Genomic DNA, 21,017 nt, shown 5'->3' with positions numbered 1-21,017 from the left:
GGATGAAGGAGAGGAAGGGGATGAAGGCGATGTGTCGCGATGCGGTCCCGCGGTCAGACGCGGCGACGCAGGAGCAGCACGGTTGCGATCGTGAGCCCAGCGGCGAGAGCGCCGAGGACGGCGGTGTCGGCCCACTGGAAGATCCAGTAGTCACTGGCCGGGTTGGCCTGGTAGAAGCGGGCCACGTACCCGTGTCCCGCCATGCACTCCTTGAGCTGGGCGCCCGACGGGAAGGGGCAGCTCATCGCGTCGTCGTGGCGGCCGGTAGCGGTGATCAGGCCGTAGTCGCCGGTCGACCACTTCTCGGCCATCGGCGGCTTGGGGATGCTGCCGGCGCTCACGTAAGTGTGCGGCGGGACCAGCAGCCGGGCCCGGTGCGTCCACTCCAGCAGGAGCGTCATCACCCCCGTTGCCAGCAGGGTCAGGACCATCGCCGCCAGCACCCGGCGAACCAGCAGACCCAGCAGGGTGCCGGCGGCCAGGCCGAACAGGGCAGCCGCGACAACGCGGGGGCCTGAGCCGCTCAGGGCTGCGTTCTCGTACCAGAACAGGCCGTAACTCCGATCGGCGGCCGGCCGCCACCACCAGGCGAACACTCCCGCGAGCAGGCCGGAGAGGGCGATCGTGGTCACCGCGGCCAGGGCGAACCGGGAGGCGAACCATTGGCCGCGCCTCACGTCCTGCGCGAGGACCATGCGGTGCGTGCCCAGTTCCCGGTCGCGGCCCAGGAGCGGGGCGCCCCAGAAGACGCCGATGATGACGGGCAGGGTGATGTTCAGCGCTCCGAGGTACTTCAGCGGCTCGACGTCCAGCAGCAGGGGCAGACCGGTGTCGGGCCGTGTGCAGTACAGCGGACCGGTGGCGCAGTGGTCGAACAGCCCGCTGTGCAGGGCGTCCAGCATGCCCGAGCGGTAGTACGCGGCGATCGCCGCAGCGACGAGCAGGACGGTCGCGCCGATGCCGGCCGACACGCGCTGCTGGCGCCATGCGAGCCAGAGGGAGCCCTTCACGCCGCCGCCTCCGTCCGCTCGGCGGGGCTGCGGTGCCCCGGCTCACCGGCCTGGAGGTAGCCGATCAGGATGTCCTCCAGGCAGGGCCGTTCGATATGCCAGTCGCCGCGTATCGGTCCGCGCTGCCGTATCAGGGCGGTCAGCTGCCTGCCGCCGGTGCGGCTCCGTACGACGGTGTGCTGTCCGGCAAGGATGTCGGCCTGGCCGGCGGGTCCGGTCAGTACGGCATGGCTCCTACGCAGTACCTCGACGTCCTCGCTCAGCTCGACGCGGCCGTCCCGCAGTACCAGCACCCAGTCGCAGGTCTCCTCAAGCTCGGGCAGGACGTGCGAGGACAGCACGATGCTCATGCCCCGCTCCACGGCCTCGGCCATCAGCTGCGCCATGATCTCGCCTCGTGCCACGGGGTCGAGGTCGGCCAACGGTTCGTCGAGAAGCAGGAGTTCGGGTCGCTTGCCCAGGGCCAGGGCGAGCGCGACGCGAGTGCGCCGCCCGGGGGACAGCTCACCGACGCGGGCGCGGAGCGGGATGTCGCCCTCGCGGACGATCCGCTCGGCCGTCGTCCGGTCCCACGAGGAGTTCAGCTTCTCGCCCATCAGCAGGGTGTCCGCCACGGTGAAACGCGGGTAGAGCGGCTTGTCCTGGGTGAGCAGAGCGACGCGGGCACGGGCCTCCGACGTGCCGGGGGCCGCTCCCAGCACACTCAGCTGCCCGCAGGCGGGTCGGAGCAGCCCGCCGGCCAGGTGCAGCAGTGTGCTCTTGCCGGCGCCGTTACGCCCGACGAGCGCGGTAATACGACCGCCAGGCACGGTGAACTCGCAATCCCGCAGGGCCCAGCTGCCCCGTCCGGTGCCGGAATCCCAGCTCCGTGGCGCACAGCGCCGCCGACGCGTCAGGCCCGGTCATGCGTTCTCCTTCTTTCGTTCCCGGTCGCCCGGGGTTGTGCTGTCGTGCTCGTTGTCGTAGACGTCCAGGGCGGCTGTGACCAGGGCGAGGACATCTGCCCGCTCCAGCCCCGCGTCCCGCGCGCGGGCCACCCAGTCGGCGACCTTCTGGCGCAGCGGAGAGTCGCTCTCCGCTTCGGGCCGGGCGAGCGACCGCGTCACGAACGTCCCGAGGCCACGGCGCAGTTCGACCAGGCCAGCCTGTTCCATGTCGCGGTAGGCCCGCAGCACGGTGTTGGGGTTGATGGCGGTCGCCGCCACCACCTCCCTGGCCGTGGGCAGCTTGTCCCCGACCCGCAAGGTGCCCATCCGCAGCGCACGTTCGGTCTGCTCGATGATCTGCACGTAGGCCGGTACGCCACTGCCACGGTCGATCCGGTAGTCGATCACATCGCCTTCCCCCGCCCGATCATGCTTGTGTTAATGAATTAATGGAAGCCTAGTTGATGTCCGGCGGCGATTTCAAACCGGCCCGGTCGAGGACTGCACGGATAGCCCTGGAGGGCTCGGCGGTCGTGCCCGGCCAGCGAACGGGCACCCCTGCGCCACAGATGCCGTTCACCGGGTGCCTCACGCCAGGCCCAGGCCGCGATTCCCACCCGGGTGCGGGCGCCCGGTTTGCGTCGGACCGTCGCGAGGTGGTTCTTCACCGTTCCAGCGCTGATGAACAGCACCGAGCCGGTTTCCGCGTTGGTTGCGCCGTCGTTGGTTGCGCCGTCGCCGACCAGATGGGGCGATTTCCGCCTCGCGGGCAGTGCGTACCTCCCTGGCGGCACCGGTACCGTCCACCGGGCCCCCTCAGGGAGACCGGCAGACACGGCGCGGCCGGACAGCCTTTGCAGCAGACGCACGGTATGTGGCCTCGCCCGCCGTTGGGGCCACACTCTTCCCCACAGGGCCCCTCTCATCGGCGGCCGGCGGGTGCGCCCCCTCGCCGCGACCGTCGCGGCCGGGCTCGGCGCCTTGCTCCTCACCGCCCGGGGCTTCCTGGGTGTGCTCGGCTGGAACAGCCCCGAGAACATGGTCAGCCCCGAAGCACCTCACGGCTTCGCCGGTCCCGCCATGACCCTGTGCTACCCGCCCCTGCCGGCCTGGGGGCCACTGCTCGGCGCCGTCACCGTCGACCCTGCGCGCCGCACCCTGCACCGCCGGGCATCCACTCACGCGCCCGGTGGACCGTCCGTCCGCTGCCGACGGCCGCGCTATGGGGCCGCGAGCGCCCTGGGCAGCCTATGGCGCCCGCTCCATCCGCCCCGGTGGCCACCACCCCGTCCCCGTGCAGCGGCCCGCTGCCGAGAAGCCAGCCGCCTCGCGGTGGGCCACCGATCAGAGCCCTACCGGACATCTGGGCGAGCCGCACCCCGATCCCGTCCCTCATCCCGCTGAGCCAGACCCCGTGGCGGCCGGGGCGGACGGGCTACTGCGGCCGGTCGTTGCGGTTCGCCGCCGCCTCGGGCCCGAGGCAGCGGCGGGTGCAGTGGAGGCGGTGCGGTGGGTTGGCTTGGGACACCCGGGCCGCGGCATTACCAGGCCTCCACCCAGCCTCAGTGCAGCGCAGCTACCGCGAGACGGCTCGGGGACATACGCCACACCGGCCCCGGACACGCGGCGGCACCCGGGACCGTATCGGCCGGGTGCCTGCCACGGGCGGGCCGGTGGGAATCGCGCTCAGGATGCGCAATCGCGGCAGACGGGCTGGCCGTGCCTGTCCTGGCCCGCGAGCTGGGTGCGGTGGTGGACCAGGAAGCAGGTCATGCAGGTGAACTCGTCCTCCTGCAGGGGCACGACCTGGACCGTGAGTTCTTCCCCGGACAGGTCCGCGCCCGGAAGCTCCAGACCCTCGACAGCCTCGGCGTCCACGTCGACCACGGCGCTCTGCTCGTCGTCCCGCCGGCCCTTCAGGGCCTCGATACTCTCGTCGGCGACGCCGTCACCAGTGTCGCGGGGCGCGTCGTAGTCGGTTGCCAAGATCGGTGCCCTCTCGTCGTCATGCCACCTCGTGCAGGTGGGATCGGTCCCCGGCACGGGGCCGGTGAGGTATCGACCGGGCGCGACTCTGCTCGGTCCCGTCCCATCGCGCACCACCCTCCCATCTGCTGGCCGCCAGGGGCGCGAGACGCGAGTGCGCTCCGCAAACGGACCAGGACGGACCAGTGCCGGCCGCGGGCCCCGATGGATGGCCGCGGGCCCCGGTGGAGGGACAGGTCCGGCCGGCCAGGGGCTTCGCCGACTGGGCCGCGGTCGGGGCTCTTCGCCGGCGTGTCCGTATCCGGTCGGAGATTCGGCAGACGGGCCGTCAGGCCGTGCGCGCACCGTTGACGGCGATCCTGATCGGCGGGGCCTCGCAGCCCGCACGAGGCGGCAGGTCGGGCACGAGCGGTGCGGGTCGGCGAGCCGCGCCGAGCGCCGGGGCGCGCCGCGTACTGGAGGTCACCAACACTTCGACGGCGCAGGGCCAGGCGTTCGAGGGGCGCCGAAAGCGAGGAGCATCACCTCCAGTGACAGACATATGATCAGACCGATCGTCGGGGTGGAAGCCGAGCCAGGTGTCAGATTCAATCCGAAGCCACCACGCTCACGCCTCACGTTACGTTCGGGTCGAGGAGGAGACAGTTGGCTCTGCGGAAGAAAGGCACCCGCCTCATCACGGTCGATGGCACGGCGTACCGGTGGCGTGTGTCCGGCGGGGCCGGTTGCTGCACAGGGTGCGCGTCGGGGCGGTTCGAGTTCGTGGTTGAGCAGGCCGATCAGAAGGGCGCGGTGTTGATGGCGGCGACCTCGGCCTTTCCCGTGGTGCCCTCCATCGTCGGGGCGGGAGTTCGCGCCGCGCTCGATCACGGGTGGCAGTCGGCGCGAAGGGGATCAGCTTTCCGACTGACGGGGCTGGTGTAGACCACATCCCAGCCGCCGGAGGCCCGGGATCGTAGGGCACGCGTGGCGTCAGCGGTCCGGCGTCCCGACCGGGCGGGTTGGGGCCATGGCTAAGATGAGCGGGCTCCCGCTGGCTATCGGATGAGGGTGATCTGACTGACGCTCAGTGGTTGCGGCTTCAGCCGCTTCTGCCGGTGAGCAACGGGCGTTGTGATCGGCGGCGGGATCACCGGCAGGTGATCAACGGGGTGTTGTAACAGATCAGGACTGGTGTGCAGTGGCGTGATGGAGGCGGTGTCCTGGTCCTCCGTCTGCTGCGGGGCCGCCCAGATGGCGTGCTCGGTCACTGAGCGGGGCCCTCTCGTCATGATCGCCCGGACAGCCCGCAGATCACCAGCGAACCCGTTGAACAGCACCCTGCGCCTGCGCTCAAGAGAGCAGGTCAGAGCCGCACTCCGTACGACTTTACAGGCGCTGCAGAAGAGGCCAGGGGAGGCTTCGCCCCGCTGGGGCCGGCCAATTCATGCTGGACGCTGCCGACGTCCACACGCGAGCGGGCCGTCCTCCCGGGGCGCGCCTTTGCCGCAGAACGGGCCCGGATGCCACAGACCGCCTCGGCAAGGTCGGCTGCCAACCAGCCGCGGGCGGTCCGCTGCTCGTTCACGGCACCGATGAGGGCCATCCGCCACCCCGCTGAGACTGCCGCCTGCGAGGTGCACTCGGCACGGCACTGATCCAAGGTCCGGTACGCATGAAGTCAGTGAAGTTCGCATTCCCATGGCTCGATGTCCGGCTCGCCCAGGGGCAGCTCCCCGGTGCAGTACTGGTAGAGCCACGTCGCAGCCCTGCGCTCAGCGTGCTTCTCGTTGACTGGCTCTCCCAGCTCGTCCAGTTCAAGGACGTTGGCAAAGATGGCGAAGCAGATCTCCACCTGAGAAGGCGAGTCACGGAGCTCTTCCCAGTAGTCAACCCCTTCGAGAAGTGGGTGGCCCACCGAGCCACGGGCGAGCCATCCGGCAAAGCGCCGGAAGGCGCCCGAAGTACCGCGACTGAGGTGTGAAGGCATACCAAGAATCTAGCCACAGCGAGCCGGGGTCACATCACCGACCTCGCATCGCTGGGCCGCACGCCGGAGCCGTGGTTGGCGTCGGCCATGCGGCTCTGCTTGCCGTCGCACTGGCTCCGCGCCGTGATGCCGTCGTCACTTGCGAGTTGGTGCGGTGGCGGACCGGGAAGCAGGTCATGCAAGTGAACTGGGTTCCGCCGGGTCATCGAAAGGCCTCGTGATCCAGAACGGTGACCTGCTTGGCAACGGGACCGGCGGGCCCGCGTACAAGTTCAAGGACGAGTTCGACCCCGACCTGGCGTGATGCCGTACCCGCTAGGCATGGCCAATACCGGACCGGGCACCACCAGCTCCCAGTTCCTCATCACCGTCTCGCCCGCCCCGCATCTCCAGGACGCACCGGTCAGGGCCGGGGCGACGTGAGGCGGCAGGCGCGGAAGGTGTCGCCGGGCACCGCTGCGCCGTGGGGCGGGGTTCAGTCGGGCGGGCGGAGGCGGATGTAGCGGACGTCGCCGTGGCGGCCGCTGCCGGCCAGCACCTCGACGACGGGCTGCGGTTCGGCGACCCAGTGGATCCGCGCGGCTGGTCCGGCGGTGGCCGGGTCGAGTCGGCCGGCGACCGCGGCGGCGACCTGCTGGGCCTGGGGTCCGGTCAGCCGCGGGGCGGTGACCTCCTGACGGCCGTCGGGCAGGCGCACCAGGCAGGCCTCGGGGCGGGTGACCGGGCCGGTGATGCCGACCAGGTCGGCGTCGGTGGTGTCGGCGTGCCTCACCTTCCACCAGCCGGCGCGAACGCCGGGCAGGTACCGGCCGTCCAGGGTCTTCACGACCAGGCCCTCGACGCCGAAGGGCTGCATCTGCTCCAGCCAGCGCAGCGCCTCGGTGCGGTCGGTGGTGGCGATGATCTGCTGCAGCGGCGGGCGCACCCCCGCCATCAGCCGCGACAGCACCTCCCACCGCTCCCCCGCCGTCCGGGCACGCAGGTCCCGGCCGGGCTCCGCCAGCAGGTCGAAGACCACGTAGGTGACGTGGATGCCGTCCCGGGCTCGGGCGGCCGGGGTGCGCAGCAGTTGGGTGAAGTCGATGTGGGCACCGTTCCAGGCGACGAGTTCGCCGTCGACGACGGTGCCCTCCGGGAGCGTGGTGAGGGCGCGGGCGATGTCGGGGAAGTCGGCGGTCAGGTCTCTGCCGGAGCGGGACTGCAGCAGGGTGCGGCCCGCGTCGAGGTGGAAGCCGGCGGCGCGGAAGCCGTCCATCTTCGGCTGGAACAGTACCGGGCCGGGCAGCTCGCGCTCCGCGGGCAGCAGCGGCCAGGAGGCGGGGCGCACCAGCTCCACCGGCGGCCGCACGGTGACCGGGGAGGAGGTGGCGGGCTTCTTCGATGTCGCCATGGTGTGCGGGGTCCGGTGGTCAGGAGGCGCGGCGCAGGCGGCCGCTGCTGCGGGTGGCCTTGGCGACGGCGTCCTGGAGCTGGTCGCGGGTCATGGTGGAGCGGTGCGGGATGTCGAGATCGGTGGCGCGCTTGTAGAGTTCGCCCTTGGTCAGCTTCGACAGGTCCTCGGCCGCCACCTTGCCGCCGGCGGTGACGCGCTTCTTCGACGCCGCGGTCTGCTTGCCGGCCTTCGCCGCGGTGGAGGTGGACTTCGTCCCGGCCTTCGCCTTCGGCGCCCGGTGCGACGCCGGGGCTGGGGCGCTCGCGCGGCCGCGCCGCCCGCCCGCCACCTTCGCGGAGTCCTTCGCGGTCGGTTCCTCTGCCTGGCCGCCGGCGTCCGCGGACGCGGACTTGCCGGAGCGGGCGGCGTCCACGCTGCGCCGCAGCACGTCCATCAGGTCGATCACGTTCGTGGACTCGGGTGCGGGCCCGGCGGAGACGGTGATCTCGCGGCCGGCCTGCTTGTCCTCGATGAGCTTGCGGACCTGTTCCTCGAAGGTGTCGTGGTACTCGTCGGGGTCCCAGTCGACGGCGAGCATCTCCACCAGCTGCTCGGCCGTCTGCAACTCCTGCGGGGAGAACTTGGCGTCACCGGTGGGCAGGTCGTCGATCTCGCGGCGCGGGTCGCGGACCTCGTCGGCGAAGTGCATGGTGTGCAGTTCCAGCAGGCCGTCCTCGGCGCGCACCGCGGTCAGGTACTCCTTGCCGCGCATGGAGAACATCGCCAGCCCCGCCCGGTTGGAGCGCTCCAGCGCCTTCGTCAGCAGCTGGTAGATCTTGGCGTACTCCTTGCCCTTCGGCCCGAGGTAGTACGTCTTGTCGAAGAAGATCGGGTCGACCTCGCCGAGGTCGACGAACCCCGAGACGTCGATCGTCCGGGAGCGGCCAGGCGAGATCTGCTCCAGCTCCTGCGGCTCGACGACCACGTACTCGCCGTCGCCGACCTCGTAGCCCTTCACGATGTCGCCGAAGGCGACCTCCTCGCCGGTGCGCTCGTTCACCCGCCGGTTGCGCACCCGGTCCGAGGTGCCGCGCTCCAGCTGGTGGAAGCGCACCGTGTGCGACTCCGTCGCCGTGTACAGCGCCACCGGCACGGTCACGAGCCCGAACGTCAGCACCCCCGTCCACACCGGCCTGGCCATGACAGCCTCCTCCACCACACGACACCCGAACCGCTTCGGCCGGGCACTCGGACGACGACGCCCCGCCCGCGGTCGCGGCACGGACGGGACGCCCTCAGCATCACCGCCACCCGACGGCACCGCCTGCGATGCACGGCCACCTGGCCCCTGCGGGCCGCCGCTCACCGCACCGGGCGCCTACGCAGAAACCCGCAGGTCAAACTCCTGGCTCGGGTGGCTGGCCCGCTTCAAGTCCACGACACGCACCCGTGGAGCCCACGCCTTCGTCGGCGTACTGCCGGCCTTCGCCGAGCCAGCCGCGCTGAGCCCGGCCGTCCGGGGCAGCTGCCGGTTCCCGAACCCCGGGGTCGTACGAAGGCCGCTGCCCTGCGGTCGAAGGGCAGCGGCTCCTGGCGGGTGCGGGCCGCCGATTTCGGGGCGGCCGATGTGTACGGTCGGCCGCCCCGGCGGGCGGAGTCCTGCCGGCCCGGCGCCGTCGGAGGTGTACGTGCCGGGCAGACGAGAGCAGAACCTCGCCCGCGGGATCCTGTGGGTTCCGGGTGTCATTCGCCAGGTGTCGGGACCCGGCTGAAGTACCGTCCGGCCAGGTCCGCCCCGATGATGGCGCCGTCGGCGTCGCGGGTGAGGAAGCCGCGCTGGCCGATCAGGCCGCCGCCGGTGACGATGTACACGTCGCCGCTTCCGGGGAGCAGGCCGAGGCCGGCCGGCGGCAGGTCCGCCGGCAGCTCCCGCTCGGCTGCCGCGCGGATCTCCGGCTTGATCCGGCATTCGAGCGTCATCGTGTCACCGTCGGTGTCGATGATCAGGGTCATGAACTCGTTCTCGTAGTGCCCGGTGATCTCCTGAGCGCGCTGTGGGTCATACGGGAGCGGCTCGGGGTCGCGCTCGGCCACGCCGAGGTAGTGTTCGAGGGCCCAGCGGATCACGGCCTGGTTGAACTTCAGCCCGTTGTCGGGACCGGCGTTGGACACCGCGACGACGGCGAAGTCCCGCTCCGGGACCAGCAGCAGGTCGGCGAACTGGCCGTTGGTCGAACCGCCGTGCCCGACGGTGCGCACGCCGTCCACGTCGCGCAGGAACCAGCCGAGGCCGATGGCGTCACCGAGAGTGGAGCCGTGCAGTTCCACCGTCGGCTCCTGCATCCGGCGCGCCAGGTCACCGCCGCCGAGGTGGAACCGGGCCCAGCGCAGCTGGTCGGAGACCGAGGACGCCAGGCCGCCGCCCGGGTTGTTGCCGCGGGTGTCCTTCCAGGTCCGGGCAACCTTGAGCGTCCCGTCGGCGAGGTTATGGCCCACGGCGAACCGGCGGGTGATGGCCTGTCCGGCGGTGAAGACGCTGTTGTCGAGGCCGGCCGGCTCCAGGACGAGCGCGGCGACGGCGGCCTCGTAGGTCTCGCCGGTGACGTTCTCGATGACCCGGCCGAGTAGGTTGTAGCCGAGCTGGCTGTAGGAGGCACGGCCCCCGACCGGGCCGACCAGCGCCACCTCGGCCATCTGGGCCACCTCGCTGGCCAGCGCGTCGTCTCCGTCTCCGCTGTCGAAAACCATCCGGGTGTCCAGCCCGGCGGTGTGGTTGAGCAGGCTCAGGAGGGTGATCCGCGCGGCTGCGTCCTCGTCGGGGAGCCGGAGTTCGGGAACGTAGCGGCGGACCGGCGCGTCCAGCTCAACCCGCCCCTCCTCAACGAGCCGCATGATCGCGGTCGCGGTGTAGGTCTTGGTGACCGAGCCCAGCACGAACAGGGTCTCCCGGTCGACGGGCAGCGGGTTGTCGATGCTGGTCACACCGTGACAGGCGGTCAGCTCGCGCCCGTCCATCCAGACCCCCACCGCCACACCCGGGATGCCGAATTCCTTGGCCTGCGCCTCGACGAACTCTTCCAGTGCATCGCGTGACATCTCGGTTCCCTCCCGGTCAGCGCGGCTCGCGAGACCCCGAGGTGTGCCCACCGGGCGCCGCAGCAACTTTCACTTTGTTCAAGTGAAGCTAGCGAGAGCTTGAGCAAAGTACAAGAGGTTTCTTGAACACAGTGCAAGTCGATGCCGGCCCGAGCGGTACCCCTACGCGTCCGCGTCGCATTCACCGACGGGGAGTTCGGCTTCCATCCCGGCGAGGAGGGCGCGAAGGCCGCGTTCGAGGGTGTGCTCGGGGGCCGCGGCGTAGTCGGCGGCGATGGGCTCGGCCAGGCGCGCGCGAAGGCGGGGGAACTCCTGGGCGACCTCGGCGGCCTTGGCCATGGTGGCTGCGATGAGCTCCTGCGGGTCCTGTCCGTCCCGGCTCAGGCGCCGATTGAGGGAGACCGTGGCGGCCAGGCCGAGCCCATTGCCGAGCACGTAGGTGAAAACACTCGCAGCGATGCGGTCGGCGTCGGCGGGGGCGAACCCGGCCCGCTCGTACAGGGCGAGGCAGTGGTCGTCGTACCGCGCCTTACCCCGGCCGTAGAAGAGGTAGGAGCCGAACGCCTGCACCAGCCACGGATGGCGCTCGAACATCTCGTGCAGGTCGACGGCGAGTGCGATGGCAGCCTCGCACCAGTCCTCGGGCAGGCCGGGGTCGGGCAGCTCGATCTCGTGCCAGACCAGGTCCGCGGCCTGCAGGACGAGTTCATCCTTGTTCTTGACGTGCCAGTAGACCGCGGTGGCCGCGCTGTCCAGGCGCTTGCCGAGGCTGCGCATGTTGAGGCCTTCCAGGCCTTCCTCGTCGAGCAGCTCGACGGCGGTGCGGATGATCTGGTCGCGCGTGAGCGTGTTGCGTGGCATGGGCCCACGATAGGGCGGCCGCATCCTCCTGCACAAAGTTCAGGAAGCATCTTGCACATAGTTCAAGGAAATGGCGCCGAGACCGGCGCACCGTCCCGAGGGAGAACCGATCGTGAACGTCTTCATCGCCGCCAGGCAGCTGCCCGTCGCCGGCGCCTTCGTCAGCATCCCGGTCGTCCGGGCCCGCTTCGGGGCCACCGCCGCCGCCCACGCCGAGCTGCGGCGCCAGGGGGTGCGGACCACCGTGCTGGAGGAGAACGGGATGCGCTTCGACGCCGGCGGCCACGAGACCTGGGCGCCGGTGTCGATCGCGCCACCGTGCTGGGCGTCACCGCCGCCCTGAACCTCACCGGCAGCTCCTGGGCCGGCTTGCTGAACTGGATCGTCCTCGGGCTGGTCCCGGCCATCAACTGCGTGATTCTCTACAGCAATCTGACCGCCACCTCGTCGGTGAAGGCGGCCTTCGCCCGCAAGGGCGACCCGGACCTGGTCCGGATCGACGTCGCCGCCCTGCTGAAGTCCGCCGAGTCCGGCTTCCCGCGCAGGGTGTGGGTCCTGCAGAACGCCCGCCACGTCGTCGTCCTCGGCGCCGCCGCCCTCGCCCTGGCCGCCACCGCCCTCGCATGAACAACCAACGAGGCTGCCGAGAAGACGGCCTGGGGAACAGTCCGCTTGGAATCGGAACGGCCGATGGTGTTGGGTGTGCCGCACGGGAATGATCAAGAAGCAGGAGGAAGATCCGGCGCGCCGGGGGTCACGCGGTCTCGCCATGGGGCCCATCGGCACCATGCTCATACTGGGGCTGGCGGCCTGCTCTCAGGGGAGCAACGCCAGTGGCGGGAGTTCAGCAGGAGGCGGGGGCGACTCCAAGGTCTCACCTTTAGCCCGTCCCAGATCAGCCAGGCGCTGCCCAGCAAGCTCGGAGCCCCGTAGGGCTGGCGCGCCAACCAGCCGGTGATGTACCAGGGCGCCGAGGCCCTGAAGTACTGCGGCTACCAGGAGTTGGCCTGCACGGAGGTGACCTCGATGGGTCAGACGCTGTACGAGGCGAAGGCCTCCGCGGATTCGGATGCCGAGCCGAAGATGCGGTTCACCCTGCTCGCGTACGACACGCTCGACAACGCCAAGGCCGGCATGAAGCAGCTGGCCGCCTCCGCCCACGAGAGCGACGGCAAGTCCACGCCGCTCACCATCCAGCCGGGCGCCGACGAGACTGACGCCTGCACCACGGGCGACTCCTCCAGCGCCGTCATGCGCGTCGGCACGGTCGTCGCCTACTTGCTGGCCCCGACATCACGAAGCCCGACGATCTGCAGACGCTCGCCAAGCTCCAGGTCGACCGCATCAAGACCACGGCCACGGGCAAGAACCCCGACGCCTGAGTCAACTGGCAGGTGTCCTCCCGGCCCGCCGGGGTGCGGGCCGGGCCAGTGGTGGCGGTCGGTGGGGTGCTCGGCGCGGCGGGCCGGTGGGGGCGTGGTCCCCGTGGAGGAGGGGTGGGTGCGTTGAGCCGCGCCGCGGTTTTCCCGGATGCCAGGGAGAGTCGCCACCCTGCAGCTTCCTCGCCCGGCCTGTAGACGCAAGCCCGCGCGCAAGCCCATACTCCCCGGATGACATTCCGTTGGATCGGCCGCACCGCGGGTACAGCAGCCCTGACGGTGGGGCTCACCGCGTGCGGCACCCCTGGCAGTACCGGCCCGGCCCAGTCTTCTGCAGTTGCCGGCCAACCGGGCAAGACACCGAGTACGGGCAGTAGTTACGACCCCGCGGCCGAATGCGCGCGGTCGATCGGCTACTGGGCCCGAACCCTGGTGACGCCGGGCTCGGACTGGGGCCTCGACTACCAGGAAATGGGACTGTCGAGCGGGGAATACAGCATCCTGCAGAACCTCCTGCCGACCGCACGGACTCTGGCCCGGCAAGAAGATCCGAGCGTCATCGAGTCGACAGTACGGCGGGAGGCAGCAGGGCCTTGCCGAGACCACGTTGCCACACTGTCCTCCAGCCCCGGACCCAGCGGATGGCCCCAATAGACACCTGAACCCCACCCGCCCGGAAACTCCGCGATCGACCACCCGTGAACACGCCGACACGGCAGACCCGCCGGCGCTCGACGCCCGGCAAGACCCCGAGAAGGTGCGGGAGCTGTGCTTGTCCCGGTGCACGCCAGGCCCCACCCCACCGACAAGCCCAAGGCGGCGCGGGACGACAGCCGAGGAGCCCGGCCGCCCTCGCCCGCACCCAACCGGACAGGGACGGCGCGGCACTCCTCGCGTCCCCGCTCCGGCGGTTCCGCGGGAGCGGGGATGCGCACCCACGAGCACCGCACCACGCCGCGCGGGCCGCAGTGTCATCAGAGGGTGCCGTTGGCGTGGGCTTCGGCTTCCCGGTCGACATCAGCCGGGTCCTCGTCAGCGGACGGGCCGCTCGTTCCCGGGTCAGCGAGGCAGAGTTCGGCGAGATGGCCAGGTCCCGGCCGAGGGCGCCCCACGGTTCGCCGTCCTCGTCGCCCTCGTCGTCGGCGGGCTGCGGCTCGCCAGCGGCGGGGCTGTCGAGGAGCGCAACCAGGTCGGTGATGCTGTGGACCTTGACCGGCGTGGCGGCCGTGCCGGTGAGCAGCAGGTAGCTGCGGCTGCTGTAGCCGTCGCGGTCGGTGGGACGGGGAACGGCCAGCAGATGCGCGGTCGGCGTGAGTTCGCACGTCGCGCTGCCGTCCGGCTGCCCGGTCCAGTTGGCGGCCCTGGTCAGGCCGCCCTGGCCGTAGTCGAGCCGCGCCGCGCCGGAGGCCGCGCGGTGCGCCGCGTCGCTGCGCAGGTCGGCGGCGAGCTGCTCAGGCGTGGGCGCCGGGACCGGCTCGCGGACCGCGCCGTGCTGCTCGGCACCGAGGTGCCGGCGCAGCGGGGCGAGGGCCCTGTAGGCATGGTGGTCGGTGAAGACGGCGGCGAGGGCACCGGCCGCGAGGGCGCGGGTTATGCGGGCCTCGGCCGGACGGTGGTGGAGGCTTCGGTAAGCGGTGAGGCCGGTGGCGGCCGCGGCGGTGACGGTGACGGCACTGTCGACTCTGTCCAGGGCGGTGCTGATCAGGCGGGTGCGCAGGGCTCCGGTCACGGTGGTCTCCTTCGGAGTGGTGTGGTGGTGGGCAGCGCGGGGGTCCGGTCAGGCGGTGTGGATGTGGTGGATCTCGTCCCACTCCTCGCGGGGGAGGAGTTCGCGGGCGGTCCGCGCGGTGCGGTGCTGCAGGCGCAGGACGTCCTCGGGCACGCGCTGCTCGGGGGGCCGTTCGGCGTTGTGTGCCAGGCAGACGTCGAGTTCTCGGGTGGTCGCCGATCCTGAGGCGGACTTCACGACGGAGTCCTCGCAGCTCAGTGGCTATGGGTAAGAACGCTATTGATCACAACAGGTGTGGCGCAAGGCACTCCGACTGGCTTCACTCTTCCGTGGCTTCCGGGAGCGCCCTAGCGGGGATAGCTGCCTGGCCCAGGGCGCCTCGATGATGAGACCCTGCCGAGCGCCCGGGAAATCCGGTGTCGGGCTGGCATCGTCCGAGCTAGCGTTTCAGGGCAGCCGACTCACCATTGTTGGGCGGCCGGTACTCGCTTCGGCCTGTCCCTCTGATGCCGGCCTTCCGGTAGTCAGCCAGCAGCATGTTGTCCCGGAAGGGGTATCCGACCGGTCTGCATGATGCCTTCGCCTACTACGGGCGAACTTCCGAAATCCTGCACCTGCTGGAGTTCATCCCCGACGACTGCTACCGCCGCATGATCGGCAGCCGCGCCCGATAGTGACGGCATGCCCGGCGGTCTTGGGCGGACCGCGCATTGCGCGGTCCGCCGCTTCTCACGCGATGAACCTCACCTCGGGGAAGGCCGCGCTCGGGCCGTCGAGCAGATGTCCCTGGCGGTGTCGCAGGTGTAGGTCGAAGAACGCGAGCGGGTAGGCCTGCTGGATCCGGACCGCCCGGGCCGGATCGAGGGTGCCGATCATGTCCTGGATCTGCCGGCTCGTCATGCCGAGGATCGTGCCCGCTTGCGGGATCAGTGTCGCGTTGTCGCCGTACGTCGTGTGGATGGCCCCGTCGGCCTGGATGTTCAGCCGCCAGCCGCGAAGGTGTGTCCACAACTCGGCGACGTCCGGCATGGCGGCCCGGGTGAACGAGGCGGTCATCAGCATGAACGGCCGGTCCAGGTCGGTGGTGATGGTCGGCTGCATCGGACCGTCGATACTGAGCCCGGCGCCAATGCGCTGGTCGGCGAGCATGGTGAGCGCGGTGGCGGTGCCGCCCTTCGACCAGCCGAACGCGCCGATGCGCTGAGGGTCGAGGGCGCCGAGCAGTCCCTGGGGCAGTGGCCTGCCGTCGACGTCGGGGTTGTGCCCGGCAGCCATGGCCTCGACGACGTCGAGCACGAACCGGATGTCCGTGGCAAACTCCCGGGGCCCCAGGAACGGCGGGACGTCTGCCGGAACGGTGAGTCGGCCGTCGGGGAACTCGCTGAACGCGTCGTACGTGTGGTCGACGGTGACCACGGCGTAGCCGTGGCTGGCAAGTTCCTGGACCACGATGGTGTGGTCGCCGCGATGGCTGCCCGCGCCGTGCGAGTACACGAGGACGGGCAGGCGATGGCCCGTTCGGTGCACGGGTGCGCCCACGTGTGCGGCGGTGAGCGGGCCGAGGGCGGGATCGAGGGGGAAGCCGACGTCCGCCAGTAACGCCCGCAGCGCACCCTGGCTCATCCAGGGAGCACGCGGCAGGTCCTTCGTCTTGCAAGCGGGGTACCAGACGCTGGCCATCAGCTCGCGGTGATGCCCCGGGCCGGCCACGGGATCCGGACGCGAGGTGTCGACGAGGTGGAGCGGCACCGTGCCCACCGGGTGCGGCCCGGTGGGCCTGGGCAGCGTGAGCTGCGACGGACCGGGGGCGACCGGAGCAGCCCACGCCTGGCGTGCTGTGCTGATCGGCACGGCGGCCCCGACCCCCGTTATCAGCGCGGCTGTGAGCATGCGACGGCGCGTCACGTCGGTCGTGGTGACCGGTGTGATGGTCACGTGTCCTCCTTGGGTTTCTTGGACGGTGTTCGGCGTGCTGTCCGGGTCCGCCGGACGTCGGCGGGAGCCGCGCACGGCTCACCGCGGTTCGCCGGGGTGCGGATCAGGACTCCGGGGCTGAGCTGCCGTGCTCGATCTGGTGGATGAGTCGCTTGAGCTGGGTGACCTCGTCCCGCAGGGCGCGGTCGCCCGCAGGGGTGAGGGAGAGCCAGGTGCGGGCGCGTTTGCCCTCGTAGCCCTTCTCGATCTCCACCAGCCCGGCCTTCTCCAGCACGGACAGGTGCTGGCTGAGGTTTCCGGCGGTGAGGCCGAGCGCCGTGCGCAGGAAGCCGAACTCGACCCGGCGCGCCTGGTGGGCAACGGTGAGGATGCCGAGGCGCACGCGCTGGTGGACCACGTCGTCCAGGCCGGTGACGGGGTGCTGCTCGGGCTGATCGGTCATGACGCGTCGCGCCGGCCGGACAGCTCGGCCAGGCCGAAACCCAGGGCACCGAGCAGGAGAAGCACGCCGGGGACGCCGAAGGCGGGCAGAGCGGACCACGGCGAGGTGAACGGGATCCCCGACCAACCGGTGGACAGCGGCACCAGCTCGACGGCCAGGTACACCACAGCGAGCAACAGCAAGGCGCGGCTGCGCTCCACCCAGGCCAGCACCAGCAGCGGCAGCCCGACGGCCATGGCGTTCCCGGCGAGCCGTTCGAGGAACCTCGTCACTCCGGAAGCGGGGTCGAGGTACAGGCCCCAGAAGTCGAGCGGTTCGCCGAGCTGCGGCATCCCATGGCGCAGGCTCCACATCGCGGTGGCACTCGCCAGGGCGACCAGGACGATCCCCGTCAGGACGTAGGGCCGGACCCGGGTCCCGACACCGCGGTTGCGGGAGCGGCGGATGTAGAAGAACGCCGTAGCGGCGTAGGCCAGGGCAAGCCCGAGGGGCCAGTAGACCGCCGAGCCCTGCGTGACCAGGGTGCAGCCGCTGCCGACCGCGCCTCCACCCGCCGGGCAGGCCACGGTCTCGACCTTGAAGGTGAAGCGGCCGACCAGGATGCCGCCCAGCGTGAGCATCCCCAGCAGCAGAAGGGGGAACCAGGTGCCGCGCTGCGCGGCCCGGACCTTGCGGGTCAGGTCGCCGAGGCCCGTCAGGACTTCACGGGGCGTGCCCGACGAGGGCATGGATGCATCTGTCATGCCATCAGCTTTGCATCACAAACCAGTTATGGCAAGAAACGTACATGCTGCAGTTCCAGGCGCTGGGAAGCCGCACGCCCGCGGCGGTTCCCATGATCACCAGCCGCTCGGCTACCGCCCCTTCCTCCAGTGGGAGGGCATCACCATGTCGGCTCCGCTAGTGATCGGCTTCCGGCCGTAACCTGTTCCGATGTACCGCCTCCGGCCCCTGGTCCACGAAGTGCTGGTGGGCGGGATGCCAGCGCTGACGACTCGGCTTCTGCGGTCTCGTGGTGGCCGAACCGGTTCTGGCACACCCCTCGCGAGGAGTCAGTGACTGCTGTTGAGCCGACTGATCAACTGCCGATTGGCTGCTCGCGCTGCTTGGAGTTCTTGGTCACGCACTTCCAGCTGACCGGCGAGATCGACCGCTTGCTGCTCAAGGGCGGTAATGCGGCGCTTGAGCTGGTCGACGTCATCAGGGCCCCCGAGTCCGGAGTCTCTCCACGCCTGCTCGCCGAGGAGCTCGGAGAACTTGCCCTCCAGGGTCCGGATCCTCGCGGTGAGACGGCCGGCGCGTTCTTGGGCGTTGGCCAGGTCGGCTTGGAGTGAGGCGCGGGTGACAAGGGGTCCGGTGCTGTCAGCGCTCGGCTCGGCATCGGCAGCGTGGACTTGGGCGAGCAGGTCCTCGTGGCGGTAGAGGAAGGCGCGGTCGACACCGGCCTGGCGGGCGATACCGGAGACGGTGATGGGTGTGCCGGCTTAAACGGCGGCAGCGACAGCCTTGATGACGCGCTGGTGGCGCCGGGCGGAGTCTGCCCGGCGGCCGTCGGCCATGGGTGTGGTGGTCACGGGGTCCTGTCTGGTCGGAAGTCGACGAGTGGCTGGCGGACAGAGGGAAGTCCGAGGTGGACGACGTCGTTGCGAGCACGTCGCACCAAGGCGGTGGCCTGCTCGATTTCGGTGCGCTCCTGCTCGGAGAGTCCGTCGACGGAGTCCTTCACCCGGCCGATCAGGCGGCGGGCCCGGCGGATCTCCTCGTCGGAGGGCATCGCCTCGGCTTTCGCCCAGGCGTCGGCGTCGATCACGGCCACCAGGCGTTCACGGCTGCGGAGGAGGTCGGCGAGATAGGCCTCCAGGTCCAGACGACGCAGTACTGCGGACGCGGATGCGCCGGGGGTAGCACCGGCCTGGACGGCGGCGTAGATGCGGTCGCCCTCGGGATCCCGGTAGAGCCGGTGACCGTGGGGATCGGCGCCGGTGAGGGCGCCGGCGGCAAGAACGATCAACGAGAAGGGGGCAAGTAACCGGCCGGCCCGTAAAGGCTGTCGCCCCGCCTCGTGGGCAGGGCGACAGTCGGGAACCTGCCGGATGCCGTTCGGGGGGTCAGGCCCCGTGACGGGCCTGGAGCGCCAGGGTGGCGGCGGGCCCGAGCAGCAGCCACGCGGTGGCGACGAGTGCGGGGCGTTTACGGGGGCGCTGCTTGAGGACGATCGTCAGGTCGCCGATCTTGAGCGAGAAGTACGGCTGGCGGGGTACCGGGGGCTTGGTTGTGCTCATTCGGCGACCTCCCCGGGGTCGATCTCCAGTACGCCGGCTATCAGAGCGCGGAGATCCTCGATGGTCACGGTCGCACTGGTCATGGACCGTCCCCCCGGCTCCTGCGTGGATGGCCTAGGGTCGGTCAACGGGTCAGCAGCACAGCGGCTGCCGCGTCGTCGCGAGGGCCTCCCGCCGTGGCGAGCACGTTCCCGGCGGCGCCGCTCTCCAGGTGGGCAGCCGCGGTGGCGCACTGCAGGACGCCGAGCGCCCCGGACAGCGGGCCCAGCCGGGTTTCCAGGTTGATCCGGCGAGTAGCTGAGAGCAGCCGGCCCGACCCGGCACCCGTCTCGTCCCCGAGCCACAGTCCGACGGATTCTCCCTGCGTCACACCAGCGGCGGCCAGCGCCGCGGCGAGGTCCCGGGCCCCGCGCGTACCCGGCGATCGTGGCGCGAGGCCGTGCGCCACGGGAAGCGGCTGCGTCCGCCGGTTCGAGGACGACGGCGACCGCCGCGCCGGTGGACTGCTGGCCGAGCAGCTTCGTCGGCACGCCGTTGGATGGTTCGACGCCGACGACGACGGCTGCTTCGACGCGCCCGGCCACGACGAGGTTCCGGGCCCAGGCGAGGGCGTCCAGACCGCTCGTGACGCCGTTGCAGACGGTGAGGTTGGCGCCGCCAGCCCGTTGCGGATGGCCGCCCAGCCCGCGATGACATTGCTTGAGGTCTGGGGCAGGCCCAACGGGCTGAGTCCCCTGACGCCTGCTCCGGCCATGGTGCCGGCGGCTTCGCAGACGCTGTCCACGTTGCCCAGGTTGGTGCTGACCACGACGGCGGTCGCATCAGCCGCGCCCGTGAACGTGGCATCGGTGTCGGTCAGGCCCGCGTCGTGGAGGGCGGACTCGACCGCGGCAGGCTGGATACCGAGACACAACTACTCGGCCCGCAAGGTTGTTTGACTGGAACCGGCAGCATCGCCACCTCGACCATCGCCGCAGGCCGTGGCGCACGGACGCGGCTGATTGGCGCGCGGACCCGCCCTCGGCCCAACCGCCGAGCCGCCGGTACGGCGCGGATCGCTCTCGGCGGACGGCTCCGGCCGTGACCGCGTTCCGGAAGGGACCTCTCAACCGCGCTCGGTCAACCGAGTCGGGGATCCACTGCTTGGTTGCCGGGAGACGGAAAGGACGCCGAGGTGTCCTGAGTGGGCCCGCCCCGCGGGAGCGGGACACCGGAAGCCGGTGCCTACGGGACGGGACGGGCGGCACGGATGCCGCGTGGAGACGCCCCGAGTTCACGACGGCAAGTCTTGTTGAATGCCTGCAGATCGGGAATGCCAACCGAGGCGGCGACGGCGGTGATGGAGAGCGTGGTGGCCCGCAGGAAATGCCGCGCCCGCTCCATCCGCCGGGCCCGGATGTAGCCGACCACCGTCTCACCCGTGGCAGCCCGGAACAGCCGCGTCAGGTGGTTGTGCGAGACTCCGACGGTCCTCGCGATCTCCGGCACCGTCAGGGGCTCCGTCAGCCGCGCCTCGACCAGGGCCACTGCGGCTGCCACCGCAGGATGGACGGCCTGCGCGCTCCCCTCCCGTGGCGGCGTGAGCCGGGCGACCCGCCACAGGGCACCCCACACCTCGGCGACCGCCCGCGATGGCGTGTGCGGCCAGGCGGCCAACGCCTGCTGCAGCTGCACGGTGAGGAAATCCAGTTCCGGACCAGCCTGCTGAACCACCGGGATGCTCGTGGCCGCTCCCGCGGTGCCCAGGCGGAGGTGGACGTAGAGGTGTTCGGATCGGCCCCGGTAGCGGTAGCGGACTTCGGTCCCGGGCGGTACGAGGCTGACCCGGCCGGGGCGGATCGAGTGCTCGGTACCGTCGACCGTCAAGTCGGCGTCGTAGCTGTACAGATGGAGCTGCCACAGGTCTGGCAACGAGAACACGTCGACGTGGCCGGCCGGCCCGTGCACGCCGATGCCGACCGCGGCGAGTTGCGGAGGCTCGTCGAGATGGGCGATGGCCGTGTGCATGGTCACGTGTTCTACCACGGCGT

General features: G+C 70.8%; 24 protein-coding genes and 1 pseudogene. 6 read left to right on the top strand and 19 right to left on the bottom strand.

The features are described 5' to 3' along the window. Positions 1 to 53: 53 nt before the first annotated feature. From KSNIM_RS37990 to KSNIM_RS37970, 5 genes are all read right to left on the bottom strand, one after another. Positions 54 to 1,010, bottom strand: a complete 957-nt coding sequence (locus tag KSNIM_RS37990) for a transporter (RefSeq protein ID WP_263107737.1) — start codon at positions 1,008 to 1,010, stop codon at positions 54 to 56. Beyond that, positions 1,007 to 1,819 carry an ATP-binding cassette domain-containing protein gene (locus tag KSNIM_RS37985; RefSeq protein ID WP_263107736.1) on the bottom strand — a complete coding sequence of 271 codons (813 nt, stop codon included), beginning with the start codon at positions 1,817 to 1,819 and terminating at the stop codon, positions 1,007 to 1,009. Before KSNIM_RS37985 ends, KSNIM_RS37990 begins: the two co-directional genes overlap by 4 nt. A 93-nt stretch (positions 1,820 to 1,912) precedes the next feature. After that, positions 1,913 to 2,344 (bottom strand): GntR family transcriptional regulator, encoded by a 432-nt coding sequence (locus KSNIM_RS37980; RefSeq protein ID WP_263107735.1) that lies wholly within the window; start codon positions 2,342 to 2,344, stop codon positions 1,913 to 1,915. A gap of 38 nt (positions 2,345 to 2,382) precedes the next feature. Next, positions 2,383 to 2,862, bottom strand: coding sequence for a helix-turn-helix transcriptional regulator (locus KSNIM_RS39255; RefSeq protein ID WP_317634120.1), 480 nt, complete (start codon positions 2,860 to 2,862; stop codon positions 2,383 to 2,385). Positions 2,863 to 3,622: 760 nt separating this feature from the next. After that, positions 3,623 to 3,922 carry a DUF4193 domain-containing protein gene (locus KSNIM_RS37970; RefSeq protein ID WP_263107734.1) on the bottom strand — a complete coding sequence of 100 codons (300 nt, stop codon included), beginning with the start codon at positions 3,920 to 3,922 and terminating at the stop codon, positions 3,623 to 3,625. A 1,055-nt stretch (positions 3,923 to 4,977) separates the two neighbouring features. Here KSNIM_RS37970 and KSNIM_RS37965 point away from each other — a divergent pair. Next, positions 4,978 to 5,079 (top strand): annotated as a pseudogene (locus KSNIM_RS37965) (IS5/IS1182 family transposase); the annotation flags it as partial. Positions 5,080 to 5,582: 503 nt separating this feature from the next. Here the strand turns inward: KSNIM_RS37965 and KSNIM_RS37960 are convergent. After that, on the bottom strand, positions 5,583 to 5,891 hold the full coding sequence (locus tag KSNIM_RS37960; RefSeq protein ID WP_263107733.1) for a hypothetical protein: 309 nt from the start codon (positions 5,889 to 5,891) through the stop codon (positions 5,583 to 5,585). 321 nt (positions 5,892 to 6,212) lie between these two features. On the opposite strand from KSNIM_RS37960, the gene KSNIM_RS39600 reads away from it, so the two are divergent. After that, positions 6,213 to 6,314 carry a hypothetical protein gene (locus tag KSNIM_RS39600; RefSeq protein WP_411543831.1) on the top strand — a complete coding sequence of 34 codons (102 nt, stop codon included), beginning with the start codon at positions 6,213 to 6,215 and terminating at the stop codon, positions 6,312 to 6,314. A gap of 52 nt (positions 6,315 to 6,366) precedes the next feature. On the opposite strand, the gene KSNIM_RS37950 is transcribed toward KSNIM_RS39600, so the two are convergent. From KSNIM_RS37950 to KSNIM_RS37935, 4 genes are all read right to left on the bottom strand, one after another. Continuing rightward, on the bottom strand, positions 6,367 to 7,281 hold the full coding sequence (locus KSNIM_RS37950) for a DNA ligase (protein WP_263107732.1): 915 nt from the start codon (positions 7,279 to 7,281) through the stop codon (positions 6,367 to 6,369). 19 nt (positions 7,282 to 7,300) lie between these two features. Continuing rightward, positions 7,301 to 8,464, bottom strand: coding sequence for a Ku protein (locus KSNIM_RS37945; RefSeq protein ID WP_263107731.1), 1,164 nt, complete (start codon positions 8,462 to 8,464; stop codon positions 7,301 to 7,303). A 542-nt stretch (positions 8,465 to 9,006) separates the two neighbouring features. Continuing rightward, on the bottom strand, positions 9,007 to 10,359 hold the full coding sequence (locus KSNIM_RS37940; RefSeq protein WP_263107730.1) for a serine hydrolase domain-containing protein: 1,353 nt from the start codon (positions 10,357 to 10,359) through the stop codon (positions 9,007 to 9,009). 162 nt (positions 10,360 to 10,521) lie between these two features. Next, entirely contained in the window at positions 10,522 to 11,220 is a 699-nt protein-coding gene (locus KSNIM_RS37935; RefSeq protein WP_263107729.1) for a TetR/AcrR family transcriptional regulator, read from the bottom strand. A 112-nt stretch (positions 11,221 to 11,332) separates the two neighbouring features. On the opposite strand from KSNIM_RS37935, the gene KSNIM_RS37930 reads away from it, so the two are divergent. The 3 genes from KSNIM_RS37930 (at position 11,333) to KSNIM_RS37920 (ending at position 12,729) form a co-directional block, all read left to right on the top strand. Continuing rightward, the gene (locus tag KSNIM_RS37930) at positions 11,333 to 11,563 is read left to right on the top strand and encodes a hypothetical protein (RefSeq protein WP_263107728.1); all 231 of its coding nucleotides are present in this window, start codon (positions 11,333 to 11,335) and stop codon (positions 11,561 to 11,563) included. Then, complete coding sequence (locus KSNIM_RS37925; RefSeq protein WP_263107727.1) at positions 11,539 to 11,847, top strand: hypothetical protein; 309 nt, start codon at positions 11,539 to 11,541, stop codon at positions 11,845 to 11,847. The genes KSNIM_RS37930 and KSNIM_RS37925 overlap by 25 nt, the downstream gene beginning before the upstream one ends. Before the next feature lie 330 nt (positions 11,848 to 12,177). Next, on the top strand, positions 12,178 to 12,729 hold the full coding sequence (locus KSNIM_RS37920) for a hypothetical protein (RefSeq protein WP_263107726.1): 552 nt from the start codon (positions 12,178 to 12,180) through the stop codon (positions 12,727 to 12,729). A 426-nt stretch (positions 12,730 to 13,155) separates the two neighbouring features. Here KSNIM_RS37920 and KSNIM_RS37915 read toward each other — a convergent pair whose 3' ends face one another. The 5 genes from KSNIM_RS37915 to KSNIM_RS37895 all read right to left on the bottom strand — a co-directional run bounded on the left by KSNIM_RS37915 (position 13,156) and on the right by KSNIM_RS37895 (position 17,448). Continuing rightward, positions 13,156 to 14,328: a hypothetical protein gene (locus tag KSNIM_RS37915; RefSeq protein ID WP_263107725.1), complete on the bottom strand. Its 1,173-nt coding sequence runs from the start codon at positions 14,326 to 14,328 to the stop codon at positions 13,156 to 13,158. Between the two features lie 48 nt (positions 14,329 to 14,376). Continuing rightward, a complete protein-coding gene (locus tag KSNIM_RS37910) occupies positions 14,377 to 14,565 on the bottom strand; it encodes a hypothetical protein (RefSeq protein ID WP_263107724.1) in 189 nt (62 codons plus the stop codon). Between the two features lie 492 nt (positions 14,566 to 15,057). Further along, positions 15,058 to 16,338 (bottom strand): alpha/beta hydrolase family protein, encoded by a 1,281-nt coding sequence (locus tag KSNIM_RS37905; protein ID WP_263107723.1) that lies wholly within the window; start codon positions 16,336 to 16,338, stop codon positions 15,058 to 15,060. Positions 16,339 to 16,366: 28 nt separating this feature from the next. After that, positions 16,367 to 16,705 carry a winged helix-turn-helix domain-containing protein gene (locus tag KSNIM_RS37900; RefSeq protein WP_020937505.1) on the bottom strand — a complete coding sequence of 113 codons (339 nt, stop codon included), beginning with the start codon at positions 16,703 to 16,705 and terminating at the stop codon, positions 16,367 to 16,369. Beyond that, the gene (locus KSNIM_RS37895; protein ID WP_263107722.1) at positions 16,702 to 17,448 is read right to left on the bottom strand and encodes a hypothetical protein; all 747 of its coding nucleotides are present in this window, start codon (positions 17,446 to 17,448) and stop codon (positions 16,702 to 16,704) included. The genes KSNIM_RS37900 and KSNIM_RS37895 overlap by 4 nt, the downstream gene beginning before the upstream one ends. 312 nt (positions 17,449 to 17,760) lie before the next feature. Here KSNIM_RS37895 and KSNIM_RS37890 point away from each other — a divergent pair, with 312 nt between their 5' ends. Continuing rightward, positions 17,761 to 18,039: a hypothetical protein gene (locus KSNIM_RS37890; protein WP_263107721.1), complete on the top strand. Its 279-nt coding sequence runs from the start codon at positions 17,761 to 17,763 to the stop codon at positions 18,037 to 18,039. A gap of 236 nt (positions 18,040 to 18,275) precedes the next feature. Here the strand turns inward: KSNIM_RS37890 and KSNIM_RS37885 are convergent, their stop codons facing one another. From KSNIM_RS37885 to KSNIM_RS37870, 4 genes are all read right to left on the bottom strand, one after another. Continuing rightward, positions 18,276 to 18,716: a hypothetical protein gene (locus KSNIM_RS37885; protein ID WP_263107720.1), complete on the bottom strand. Its 441-nt coding sequence runs from the start codon at positions 18,714 to 18,716 to the stop codon at positions 18,276 to 18,278. 97 nt (positions 18,717 to 18,813) lie between these two features. Further along, complete coding sequence (locus KSNIM_RS37880; protein WP_263107719.1) at positions 18,814 to 18,987, bottom strand: hypothetical protein; 174 nt, start codon at positions 18,985 to 18,987, stop codon at positions 18,814 to 18,816. A gap of 124 nt (positions 18,988 to 19,111) precedes the next feature. Continuing rightward, positions 19,112 to 19,357: a hypothetical protein gene (locus KSNIM_RS37875; RefSeq protein ID WP_263107718.1), complete on the bottom strand. Its 246-nt coding sequence runs from the start codon at positions 19,355 to 19,357 to the stop codon at positions 19,112 to 19,114. Positions 19,358 to 20,211: 854 nt separating this feature from the next. Continuing rightward, a complete protein-coding gene (locus KSNIM_RS37870) occupies positions 20,212 to 20,994 on the bottom strand; it encodes a helix-turn-helix transcriptional regulator (RefSeq protein ID WP_263107717.1) in 783 nt (260 codons plus the stop codon). Between the last annotated feature and the right edge of the window lie 23 nt (positions 20,995 to 21,017).

This window comes from Kitasatospora sp. DSM 101779 (assembly GCF_025655475.1).
Classification (GTDB): Bacteria; Actinomycetota; Actinomycetes; order Streptomycetales; family Streptomycetaceae; genus Kitasatospora.
This window is presented reverse-complemented; position numbering and strand designations above follow the sequence as displayed.